Below are 11,355 nucleotides of genomic sequence, written 5' to 3'. Positions count from 1 at the left end.
GATAATCGTTGTGCGCCCAAATATATCCATGCCCGCAAACCTGACTGGATATTCAAGTATCCAGATTTGATCCTTGATATATTCTTTCAATTTTTCCATGGGCTTGCTTCCGGATGCCGACCAGCCGGATTATAAGGCTTTTGACTCGATCACAAATTATCGGATCACCGCCGAGCGGCTGCTTGTGGCCGAAAGTCGAAGTCTGCCCGAGGCAGACTGGCGTCCATTATCGAGAAATAGTACCTTTGGAGTAAGGTTAAGTCCGACCACAGGCGCTTGCTATTTGTCTCGTTGTCGCAACATGACAAAATGGTCTCTGAGTCGATGCGTTCCATATTCGGGTGCAATCATATCGATCGCAGTGACAGTCAAATAGAACTCGACTGGCCCGTAGAATTTGCTGTTTGTGGAGACTCTAATCAGCCAGAGTAATGTCGTTCGTACCCAGTTTGGGATTCGAGTTATCTTTGGCTCAGTTCCTGCGACTTCAAAAGCAATTCTGGCAATTTCATTATAGGTCAATGTTTCGGGACCGCCGACCTTGATGGCTTGTTTCGGGCCTTCTATCGCGTCAACGCACACTGCGGCAAGGTCTTCACCATGAATTGGATTGGTTTTTTGATCACCACTGCCAAAAATGTAGATCCTTCCTTTTTGTGCCATGAAAAAAAACTCAGACATATCGGAAAAGAATCCATTCGGCCGAACGACACAGTAATCAAGACCCGATTTTTCCAGTTGTTCAACGAACCTTTCCTTGGCATCGCAAATTTGCATATGGCGCAGGTTATCCCCGTTTAAAACCGAGACATATATAAATTTTCTAACCCCACTTTCACGAGCCTCGTTCAACAAATTCAGATTGGCCTGATAGTCAACATCCATGTAAGTAAGCCCGTCTTTCTGTCGTGTAATGCCTACTGTTGAAATGACCGTATCGATTCCGCTGCAACAGCCCTTTAGCGTCTCTGGGCGCGTTATTTCGGCATGGAACACGTCCTCGACTTCAATACCTCGGTCTGACAGTTTGTCGGGTGAGCGCACTATGACACGCAGATCGCATGCGTTTCTAGCTAACTTTTTTGCTAGATAACTTCCCAAATATCCAGTTGCTCCGGCTAATAGTATTCTTTTCATGTCGTAGCTTTGAGACCCACGTAACAGCTGTTCTTAACGAAGTTAATCTGAAAACTTATTATCGCGGAAATAGCGGGCGTCCGTTAATGGCCGAAGATTGCCTCCTAGCCCAGCTCACTGAGAGTCTCCTTTGGAGAAAATAGACCCTCAAACTCAATGAGTCAGCGGCGATAAGCGACCCAAGGAGGCCCTGCTACAAATTTCTATCTACGGTATTCGATTGTAAACGATCGTGTAGGTAGCAAACGTAATTGTTAGCACGTCACTAGCTACAGTATAGGTTCCACTCTGATCGGTCCCGTATGGAGGATCGAAGGTTATAGTGTTCCCTTGGCTTGTTAAAATATATCGTAGCTCGCGAATAGATAGCTGATCTGCCGAAACGGTATAGGTGCCGAAGTAATCTTGGCCGTCGTCCCAGTGACACGTGAATGTGTTGTCAGCACGGAAATGCCATTCATCGCAATCGTTGTCTGGGCAAGGAACGCTGTGTCGCCACACTCCCACTAAATCAGTCCCGGACCCCATGATGCGTGTATACGGAATGCCTCCCCAATCCAATTCTGTTCCATCTGGGGAGACACTGAACTGTGAGGCCGGGCCGGTTACATAGTACTTACCGTCGGAAGTAAATTCGTATTCCCAATTTGGTTTTCCAGTTACGGACCACCTTCCAACAATCTCACTGGGAATGGTTTTATTTTCGACTGGTACTCGGGGGCACTGTGGATAACCATATTACAAAAGATCATCGTTCGAATGCATGTAGGAAATATTAACACCCATTTTCCACTATTCCACCAAGTAAATATTTCCAACGTCCGCTTCTCGCCGAAGGTCGCCGCTTGTTTCTTTAAATCGAGCGCCTGCATTCGGGAAGAATCTACGTTTTCGGTAGTTAATGTTTTAGGGGTGGAATCGAATCAATGCATTGTCAGATTGATTCCAGTTTGATTATCAAATTCCTGGTATCCAGGTACCAGCATTTATACCAAACATTTTGCCGTCGAATGGTTTAAAAATCCAGCTGGCTTTTTTAGTATCTACCCAACTGACAACCGCAAAAAGTCCGCCGTGATCAACTCGACGGATATTGTGTAAGTTTTTCGCGACGGGACGCTGAAGCGGGATGATGTCTGCTTAGAGCGCGGCGTCAAGCTCCGGAACGGCTTCGAAAAGGTCCGCAACGAGACCATAATCGGCGACCTGGAAGATTGGTGCTTCACTGTCGTTGTTGATGGCAACGATGACCTTGCTTTCCTTCATGCCGGCGAGATGCTGGATCGCACCGGAAATTCCGACCGCGATGTAGAGGTCAGGGGCGATGACCTTGCCAGTCTGCCCGACCTGGAACTCGTTCGGCACAAAGCCCGAATCAACCGCGGCGCGTGACGCACCGACCGCGGCACCGAGCTTGTCGGCCACCGAATGCAACATCGCGAAGTTGTCGCCGGACTGCATGCCGCGACCGCCGGAAACAACGATCTTGGCCGAGGTCAGGTCGACCTGGTCGTTATCGGCAACCGCTTGCGAAATCCAGGTTGAAAGCCCGGTATCGGCGCCGCCGCTGATCTGCTCGACGCTGGCCGAACCACCCTCGGTGGCAGCGGCTTCGAATTTAATCGTACGCACGGTAATGACCTTGATCGAATCGGAAGACTGCACTGTGGCCAGCGCATTACCGGCGTAAATCGGGCGCACGAAAGTATCTGCTGATTTAACCTCGGCGATATCGGAGATCTGTGCGACGTCGAGTAACGCCGCCGCCCGTGGCATGACGTTCTTGCCGAATGTAGTTGCCGGGGCAAGGATGTGACTGTAACCGCTCGCCTGTTCGACAATCAGCGTGGCAAGGTTCTCCGCCAGGTGATGGCCAAACTTGGCATTGTCGGCTACTTTGACCGTGGAAACGCCAGCGATCTTCGCAGCGGCTTCTGCTACAGCAGCGCAATTTTCTCCTGCCACCAGCAGGTCAGTATCACCGCCAATCTGTTGTGCTGCTGTTACCGCGTGCAGGGTTGCAGCGGCCAGCTCGTTATTATCGTGCTCAACGATTACCAGGTTGCTCATTTCTAAATCACCTTCGCTTCATTGCGCAGCTTTTCCACCAGCTCGGCTACGCTGTTGACGATAATGCCTGCTGCGCGTCCTTCCGGCTCTTCAACCTGTAAAGTCGTCAATCGATTCGCAGTATCTAATCCCAGGCTTTCGAGTTCGATCTTGTCCATCGGCTTGCGCTTGGCTTTCATGACGTCGGGCAGCTTTACATAGCGCGGCTCGTTGAGGCGTAGGTCGGCGCTGATGACTGCCGGCATCTTCACCTGGATCGTCTCCAGGCCTGCGTCTACCTCGCGGGTCACGGTCGCCTGTTCGCCCTCGATCTTGATATCCGACGCGAAAGTCGCCTGTGACCAGCCAAGCAGCGCAGACAGCATTTGCGTGGTCTGGTTGGAATCGTCGTCGATCGCTTGCTTGCCGCAGATAACCAGGCCGACACCTTCCTGCTCGGCAATTGCCTTCAACACCTTGGCGATCGCGAGCGGCTCGAGTGTATCCTCGGTAACCGCCTGGATCGCGCGGTCGGCACCCATCGCGAGCCCATGACGCAGGGTTTCCTCGGTCTTGCCACCGCCAACCGAGGCCACGATTATCTCCTCGACGATACCGGCCTCGCGCATGCGCAGCGCTTCCTCGAGGGCGTTTTCACAAAAGGGATTCATCGTCATCTTGGCATTCGCCAGGTCGACACCCGAACCGTCCGCTTTTACGCGCGCCTTGACCTGGGGATCGAGGACGCGTTTCACACATACCAGTACTTTCATTACGCTGTCAGTTTCTCGCCTTGGGGATCGGTTTCCTCGACCACCGTCACTTTACACAATAAACCGGGTATCTCGATTTCCACCCCGGCGCCAATATCGAGCCGTATAAAACGCCCGGGACCTCATCCGAAGGCCGAGTATTCTAGCGACAATTCCTATGGAATCAACGGATATTATCACAGACCTCTACAGGGTGAGATTTATGCGCGACTGATGATTGTCTATTTGCGTCAAATGATTTAAGTCAGGTTACGGCCTGTGCCTGGCGGCGACAATCGCCCGGGGATTGCTGGTAGTAATTCCTGAACAGGCGTGAAAAGGATGACAGGGAATTGAACCCGGTTCGGATCGCGATTTCCTGCAACCTGAGACGCGTGTCCACCACCAATCGACGCGCGGTCTGCAATCGCAGGCGACGATAGTAGGCTGCCGGCGACATGTTCAGGGTTTGCCGAAACAGGTACTCGAGCATGCGGATCGATATACCTACCTCGCGCGCGATCTGCGTCATCGCAATGGGTTCGTCGATATGCCGTTCCATCACGTGAATTGCCGCGGCGACCCGGGGTTCATTGTTTTCCAACATGCCGAGCGAGACCAGCGGCTGGGTGTCGGTGGCGCTATGCACACCGTCATAGATGAATGCGCTCGATACCTCGATCGCAAGCGGATAGCCGTAACGTATTCGAATCAGGTAGAGCATGAAATCGAAGGTCGGCGAGGCGCCACCGGTGGTAAACACCTTGCCATCGATGACAAAACGATCAGGTTTCAGGTCGACCCCGGGGAAATGGGTGGTGAAATCTTCCAGGTCTTCCCAGTGCGTGGTCGCCGACAGGTTCTGCAGCAACCCGGCTCGCGCCAGGATCCAGCTACCGGCCTCGATGCCGCCCACCGCGGAAAAATTGCGCGCGACGCGTTTGATCAGTTTCAAATGCGCGGGTCCGGCATGGTGCTGCTGGTTAAAGCTTGCGATGACGATCAGCACATCGCCACTGGAATCGGCGTTCAGCGCGACATCGGGCTCGATCAGCAGGTCACAGGTCAGGCGCGCGGTTTTGCCGTTCAGGGTTGCGATTTGCCAATCGAACAGAACGCGGCCAGCGATACGATTGGCCGCACGCATCGTATCGAGAGCCGATGCCAGCGACATCATCGAAGAATCCGGCAACACCAGCAGCGTAATGCACAGTTTTTCGTCGCTTGAGGTGAAAATATTCATTGCGCAAATTGTCAAATATATTGCGTTAAATTGCAATCACGGGGAATATTTCCGTGACATCATGCGCCTTCTATTACCGGAGGTGCGCTATGCCTTTAACAGCCAATTTAACCCCATTTATCACTTGCGCGGTAACCGGGTCCGGCAGTTCGCAGGATCGCTCACCCCACGTGCCGCGCTCGCCAGAACAAATTGTCGCCAGCGCGATCGACGCCGCCAAGGCGGGTGCCGCGGTCGTCCATTGCCACGTGCGCGAACCCGAGACCGGCAAACCGAGCCGTCGTCCCGAACTCTACCGCGAAGTTATCGATCGCATTCGTGATTCCGAAACCGATGTTGTGGTCAACTTTACCGCGGGCATGGGCGGTGACCTGGTGTTTGGGGATCCCGAAAATCCGTTGCCACTGAATGAGTCCGGTACCGATATGGCCGGCGCAACCGAGCGCGTTGCGCACGTCGCCGAGTGCCTGCCGGAAATCTGCACGCTGGACTGCGGCACGATGAACTTTGCCGAGGCCGATTATGTCATGACCAACACCCCCGGCATGCTGCGCGCGATGGGCCAGATGATGACCGATCTCGGCGTGCGTCCGGAAATCGAGGTGTTCGAAACCGGCCACCTGTGGTTTGCCAAGCAGCTGGTCGAGGAAGGCATTATCCAGGACCCGGTCATGGTCCAGATGTGCATGGGTATTCCGTGGGGCGCACCGGACGACCTGAACACTTTCATGTCGATGGTCAACAACACCCCCGACGACTGGACCTTTTCCGCATTTTCGATCGGGCGTAATGAAATGCCCTATGCGGCGGCGACGGTGCTCGCGGGTGGCAACGTGCGCGTTGGCCTCGAGGACAACCTCTGGCTCAGGAAAGGCGAACTGGCAACCAACGCACAGCTCGTCGAAATGGCGGCAACCATAGTCACCAACATGGGGGCGACCCTGATGACCCCAGCAGAGGTACGCGAAAAGATGCAATTACAAAAACGCCCACCGGTTTCGAAATAGGAGCGACTTTCAATGGCAGTAATAAAACGGGCCGCCATTATCGGCGGTGGTGTTATCGGCGGCGGTTGGGCAGCACGCTTGATCGAAAATGGTATCAATGTCGCGGTATTTGACCCGGCAGCCGATGCAAAAAACAAATTCGAGGCGGTGCTGACAAACGCCGATCGCGCCTATGCCAGGCTCACCTCGGCACCGCGCCCAACGACGGGATCGATAAGCTGGCACGATTCTGCAGCAGAAGCCTCGCGAGACGCCGAGCTGATTATCGAGTCCGTTCCGGAAAGACCTGATATTAAGCGTGCCGTCTATACAGAAATCGAGTCCAGCGCTGCCACGGACGCGATCATCACCTCATCAACTTCCGGCATTATGCCGACCGAGTTACAAGCCGAGATGTTGCACCCGCAACGCCTGATGGTCGCCCACCCTTTCAACCCGGTATACATGCTACCGCTGGTCGAACTGGTCGGTGGTGAAAAAACCGACCCGAAATATATCGAATGGGCAAAATCATTCTATACCGAAATTGGCATGCACCCGCTGCATTGCCGTGTTGAAATCGAAGGATTTATTTCGGATCGGTTGCAGGAGGCTTTGTGGCGCGAGGCGCTTTGGCTGTTGCACGACAAGGTTGCCACCGCAGATGAAATCGATACGGCGATCGCCTACGGCCCCGGCCTGAGATGGGCACAAATGGGCACTATGCAAACCTTTCATCTCGCGGGTGGCGAAGGTGGCATGCGTGCGATGCTGGCGATGTTTGGCCCCTGCCTGAAATGGCCCTGGACCAAGCTCATGGATGTGCCTGAGCTGACAGAGGAGTTTGTCAACGAAGTCGGCGATCAATGTGAAACCCAGGCCGATGGCCTGAGTCCCCGTGATTTGGAAACGATTCGTGACGACAACCTGATTGCGATTTTACAGGCACTTAAAGGCAACAACTGGGGCGCGGGCAAGACCCTGGCAAAATATGAACAGCAACTATTACAAGCAGCCAACGACGAGTAAAAAGGGGAATCACTATGCACTTTGGACTCAGTTTTGAACAGGAAATGATCGTCGATACGGTAAGGCAGTTCGTCGAAAACGAAATCTATCCGCACGAAGCCGAGGTCGAACGTACTGGCGAGGTACCACTCGAAATCGGGCGTGAGATTCGTGACAAGTGTATCGAGGCCGGTTACTTCGCGGCCAACATATCGGAAGAATTCGGTGGCGGTGGTCTCGGGCATCTCGATTTCACGTTGCTGGAACGCGAACTCGGGCGCGCTTCAAATGGCCTCGCCGTATTTTTCGGCCGACCCTCGGGAATATTGCAGGCCTGTAACGAGCAACAACGCGAGCAGTACCTGTTGCCGACGGTCAAGGGTGAAAAATTCGACGCGCTGGCAATGACCGAACCCGGCGCCGGTTCTGACGTGCGCGGCATGAGTTGTCATGCAAAACCGGACGGTAACGACTGGATCATTAACGGTAGCAAACATTTCATCAGTCATGCGAACATTGCCGATTTCGTCATCGTGTTTGTCGCCACCGGCGAAGAGGAAACACCACGCGGTGTCAAAAAGAAGATTACCTGCTTTCTCGTCGACCGCGGGACACCTGGTTTCGAAATCAGGCCGGGTTATAACTCGGTCAGCCATCGCGGCTACAAGAACTGCATTTTAAATTTTGACAATTGTCGAGTACCTGCTTCGCAAATCCTGGGTGAATTGCACGGTGGCTTCGACGTCATGAACGAATGGCTGTACGCAACCCGGTTAACCGTTGCTGCAACCAGTGTCGGTCGCGCGCGGCGTGCGTTTGAATACGCCCTGCCCTATACCGCCGAGCGTAAACAGTTCGGCCAGCAGATCGGCAAGTTCCAGGGTGTTTCGTTCAAGCTCGCCGACATGATTACCGAGATTGATGCCGCCGACTGGCTGACCCTGTCAGCTGCCTGGCGTCTCGACGAGGGGCTAGAGGCCAACCGCGAAATTGCGAGTGCCAAGCTTTACGCGACCGAGATGCTGGCGCGCGTCACCGACGAGGCAATCCAGATTTTCGGCGGCATGGGCCTGATGGATGAATTGCCGCTGGAGCGGTTCTGGCGCGATGCGCGGGTTGAAAGGATATGGGATGGTACTTCAGAGATTCAACGCCATATCATTTCGCGTGACCTGTTGCGCCCGTTGGGGGGCTAATGTCTACCCTCGAGCGCTTGCTGCGTCCTAAATCGATCGTCGCTATCGGCGGCCTGCATGCGAGCCGTGTGGTCGAACAGTGCCAATTGATGGGCTATAGCGGTGACATCTGGCCGGTGCATCCTGAGAAAACCAAAATCCGGGGATTAACGGCATTCAAGCGGGTAGAAGACCTGCCAGGTGATCCCGATGCGGCTTTTGTCGGGGTGAACCGTCATGGCACCATCGACGTCGTCCGGGCATTGCGTGAGCGCGGCTGCGGCGGTGCGGTATGCTACGCCTCCGGCTTCCTCGAAGCGGACCGGACCGGCGGTGAGCTGCAGTCAGCGTTGATCGCGGCCGCCGGCGACATGCCGATCCTCGGTCCCAACTGTTACGGCTTCATCAATTACGCGGACGGCGCCCTGTTGTGGCCCGATCAGCAGGGTGGCAAACGACTGCAAGCGGGAAAAACCGGCGTTGCCATCATTGCCCAATCCTCCAACATTGCAATCAACTTCACGATGCAGCAACGGGGCCTGCCGCTGGCCTACGTTGTTACCGTCGGCAACCAGGCAGTGGTGGGAATATCCAGGATCGCGCTCACGATACTCGACGATCCACGCGTCACCGCGCTCGGCATGTACGTCGAAGGATTTGACTCGATCGCTACCATGGAGCAGCTCGCGCAAAAGTCGCGCGCGTTAAACAAGCCGATCGTGATATTCAAAGTCGGCAAGAGCGAACAATCGCAGGTAGCAGCGATGTCGCATACAGCTTCGCTGGTTGGCTCGCACGAAGTTACCCGCGATTTTTTACGCCGTAATGGCTTTGGCCAGGCAGACTCAATCCCGGTGTTCCTGGAAACGCTGAAGCTGCTGCACCAGCATGGGCCGCTCGAGGGTTACCGGGTATCGTCGATGAGTTGCTCCGGAGGCGAGGCAAGCATCATTGCCGATGCCGCCGAGCGCCACAAGATTTACTTTCCCGACCTCGACGCTGACCAGAAAGCACCGATCGAGGCCGCACTGGGCCCGCTGGTCAAGGTAGCAAATCCGCTTGATTACCAGACCTACAGCTGGGCAAACCGGGAGGTAATGGAGGCCACCTATCGCGCCATGACGGCTGTAGGTTTCGATCTGAATTACCTGATCCTTGATTTCCCGCATCACGCGCGCTGCGAAGACTGGGAGTGGCATATCGCGGTCGACGCCTTCGAAGCAGCACTGACCGCCAACCACGCCCGGGGTGCCTTTGTGGTCGGTATGCCTGAAAATATTCCCGAGGAATATACCGAAGACTTCAGCGAACGTGGCATCGTCAGTTTTTTCGGTATCGATGAAGCACTGCAGGCGACCGAAATCGCGGCCGACATCGGTATCGCATGGAAACAGGGACTGGCTGACCCGGTGATCGAATTGCCCCCGGTCTCCGCGAACCAGGTTACCCTGGACGAGTCCGATGCCAAACTGGCGCTGCTTGCAGCAGGCTTGCCGATACCGCCAGGTGGCCGTGTGAACTCGGTAGCTGAAGCAATCGAAAAGGCCGAGGCCCTGGGATTTCCGGTCGTCCTGAAGACACTGGGCCTCGCGCATAAAACCGAGTTCAACGCCGTACGACTGAACCTGTCATCGCCTGAAGCAGTCAACAATGCGGCCAGCGAATTGTTGAAGCTCAGCCACCAGCTGTACCTCGAAACCATGAAGCCAGCCCTGGCCGAACTCATTGTCGGGGTCACGCGCGACCAGCAATTCGGACTCGTGTTGACCGTCGGCAGTGGCGGCATCCTGGTCGAGCTTTTGCAAGACAGTAAAACCCTGATTATCCCGGCACGGCACAGCGAAATCGAAGATGCTCTGGCGGGCCTCAGGTCGGCGCCTCTACTCCACGGATTTCGCGGTAAACCTGCTGCGGACATTACGGCTACCGTGGATGCTATCCTTGCCGTTCAACAATACGCAATCTCGAACTCGCAAGTACTGGTCGAGCTTGACGTTAATCCGTTACTGATCGGTGCGCAGGGCGATGGCGTGTTCGCGGCCGATGCACTAATTGTTCTAGAGGAGCAAAAATAAATGTCTGATGTCATCACGACCCGCAGCGAAGGCGGGATTCTCGAAGTAACGCTGGATCGACCCAAGGCTAACGCCATCGATCTTAAGACCAGTCGCTTGATGGGTGAAACCTTCCGTGAGTTTCGTGACAATCCGGAACTGCGTGTCGCGATCATACAGACCGCAGGCGATAAATTCTTTTGTGCGGGCTGGGACCTGAAAGCGGCCGCCGACGGTGACGCGGTCGACGGTGATTACGGCGTTGGCGGTTTCGCCGGCCTGCAGGAATTGCGCGGACTCAACAAGCCCGTAATTGCCGCGGTCAACGGCATGGCGGTCGGCGGCGGTTTCGAGCTGATGCTGTCGGCAGACCTGATCTATGCCTCCGAGCATTCGAGCTTCGCACTGCCCGAGATCAAGGCCGGAACGCTGGCCGACGCCGCGACGATAAAACTGCCCAGGCGCATTCCCTACCACGTGGCGATGGAAATGCTGTACCGCGGTCGCTGGATGGATAGTGCCGAAGCACTGCGCTGGGGCCTGGTTAACGAGGTTCTGCCGGCGGATGACTTAATGGATAGAGTCTGGGAAATTGCGTTTGAACTCGCCGCGGGACCGCCGCTGGTATTTGCGTCGATCAAGGAGGTCGCGCGCGAAGCCGAGGCAATGAAGTTTCAGGAGGCAATGAACTGGATTACCAAGCGGCAGTTTGAAACGGTCGATACCCTTTACGGCAGCGAAGACAACATGGAGGGTTTCAAGGCGTTTGCCGAGAAGCGTGACCCGGTGTGGAAAGGTAAATAACCGTGCCGTCCCGCGGCGTAACCGCGTGACCCGGTATTATAATCCGGCCGCAGGTCGACAATATTTTGATTTTTGGTTGTCTGGTGTAATGTGTGTCCTTCGGATACGCTGAGTTAACTGGATCCCGCCGGTCCGACGTATCGGGTC

9 protein-coding genes are annotated in these 11,355 nt (G+C 55.0%); 5 read left to right on the top strand and 4 right to left on the bottom strand.

What is annotated here, in order from left to right; all coding sequences use genetic code 11:
- Nucleotides 1-279: 279 nt before the first annotated feature.
- From OES20_07980 to OES20_07965, 4 genes are all read right to left on the bottom strand, one after another.
- Nucleotides 280-1,137, bottom strand: a complete 858-nt coding sequence (locus OES20_07980) for an SDR family oxidoreductase (protein ID MDH3634630.1) — start codon at nucleotides 1,135-1,137, stop codon at nucleotides 280-282.
- 1,140 nt (nucleotides 1,138-2,277) lie between these two features.
- Nucleotides 2,278-3,207, bottom strand: coding sequence for an FAD-binding protein (locus OES20_07975; protein MDH3634629.1), 930 nt, complete (start codon nucleotides 3,205-3,207; stop codon nucleotides 2,278-2,280).
- Between the two features lie 2 nt (nucleotides 3,208-3,209).
- Complete coding sequence (locus OES20_07970) at nucleotides 3,210-3,959, bottom strand: electron transfer flavoprotein subunit beta/FixA family protein (protein MDH3634628.1); 750 nt, start codon at nucleotides 3,957-3,959, stop codon at nucleotides 3,210-3,212.
- A gap of 244 nt (nucleotides 3,960-4,203) precedes the next feature.
- Nucleotides 4,204-5,181, bottom strand: a complete 978-nt coding sequence (locus tag OES20_07965; protein MDH3634627.1) for a GlxA family transcriptional regulator — start codon at nucleotides 5,179-5,181, stop codon at nucleotides 4,204-4,206.
- 89 nt (nucleotides 5,182-5,270) lie between these two features.
- Here OES20_07965 and OES20_07960 point away from each other — a divergent pair, with 89 nt between their 5' ends.
- Genes OES20_07960 through OES20_07940 form a run of 5 tightly spaced genes read left to right on the top strand, consistent with a single transcriptional unit; the run spans nucleotide 5,271 to nucleotide 11,208 of the window.
- A complete protein-coding gene (locus OES20_07960; GenBank protein MDH3634626.1) occupies nucleotides 5,271-6,188 on the top strand; it encodes a 3-keto-5-aminohexanoate cleavage protein in 918 nt (305 codons plus the stop codon).
- Nucleotides 6,189-6,200: 12 nt separating this feature from the next.
- A complete protein-coding gene (locus OES20_07955; GenBank protein ID MDH3634625.1) occupies nucleotides 6,201-7,196 on the top strand; it encodes a 3-hydroxyacyl-CoA dehydrogenase NAD-binding domain-containing protein in 996 nt (331 codons plus the stop codon).
- A gap of 14 nt (nucleotides 7,197-7,210) precedes the next feature.
- Nucleotides 7,211-8,371 (top strand): acyl-CoA dehydrogenase family protein, encoded by a 1,161-nt coding sequence (locus tag OES20_07950; protein ID MDH3634624.1) that lies wholly within the window; start codon nucleotides 7,211-7,213, stop codon nucleotides 8,369-8,371.
- Complete coding sequence (locus tag OES20_07945; GenBank protein ID MDH3634623.1) at nucleotides 8,371-10,425, top strand: acetate--CoA ligase family protein; 2,055 nt, start codon at nucleotides 8,371-8,373, stop codon at nucleotides 10,423-10,425. Before OES20_07950 ends, OES20_07945 begins: the two co-directional genes overlap by 1 nt.
- A complete protein-coding gene (locus OES20_07940; protein MDH3634622.1) occupies nucleotides 10,426-11,208 on the top strand; it encodes a carnitinyl-CoA dehydratase in 783 nt (260 codons plus the stop codon).
- The last annotated feature ends 147 nt before the right edge of the window (nucleotides 11,209-11,355 follow it).

Source organism: Gammaproteobacteria bacterium (genome assembly GCA_029862005.1).
Classification (GTDB): domain Bacteria; phylum Pseudomonadota; class Gammaproteobacteria.
Note: the sequence above shows the minus strand (reverse complement) of the source record. Positions and strands in the feature narration are given on the sequence as shown.

What these genes read in the sequence shown, in the direction of transcription:
- OES20_07980 (MDH3634630.1), bottom strand. Translation starts at nt 1,137, where the DNA reads ATGAAAAGAATACTATTAGCCGGAGCAACTGGATATTTGGGAAGTTAT.
- OES20_07975 (MDH3634629.1), bottom strand. Translation starts at nt 3,207, where the DNA reads ATGAGCAACCTGGTAATCGTTGAGCACGATAATAACGAGCTGGCCGCT.
- OES20_07970 (MDH3634628.1), bottom strand. Translation starts at nt 3,959, where the DNA reads ATGAAAGTACTGGTATGTGTGAAACGCGTCCTCGATCCCCAGGTCAAG.
- OES20_07965 (MDH3634627.1), bottom strand. Translation starts at nt 5,181, where the DNA reads ATGAATATTTTCACCTCAAGCGACGAAAAACTGTGCATTACGCTGCTG.
- OES20_07960 (MDH3634626.1), top strand. Translation starts at nt 5,271, where the DNA reads ATGCCTTTAACAGCCAATTTAACCCCATTTATCACTTGCGCGGTAACC.
- OES20_07955 (MDH3634625.1), top strand. Translation starts at nt 6,201, where the DNA reads ATGGCAGTAATAAAACGGGCCGCCATTATCGGCGGTGGTGTTATCGGC.
- OES20_07950 (MDH3634624.1), top strand. Translation starts at nt 7,211, where the DNA reads ATGCACTTTGGACTCAGTTTTGAACAGGAAATGATCGTCGATACGGTA.
- OES20_07945 (MDH3634623.1), top strand. Translation starts at nt 8,371, where the DNA reads ATGTCTACCCTCGAGCGCTTGCTGCGTCCTAAATCGATCGTCGCTATC.
- OES20_07940 (MDH3634622.1), top strand. Translation starts at nt 10,426, where the DNA reads ATGTCTGATGTCATCACGACCCGCAGCGAAGGCGGGATTCTCGAAGTA.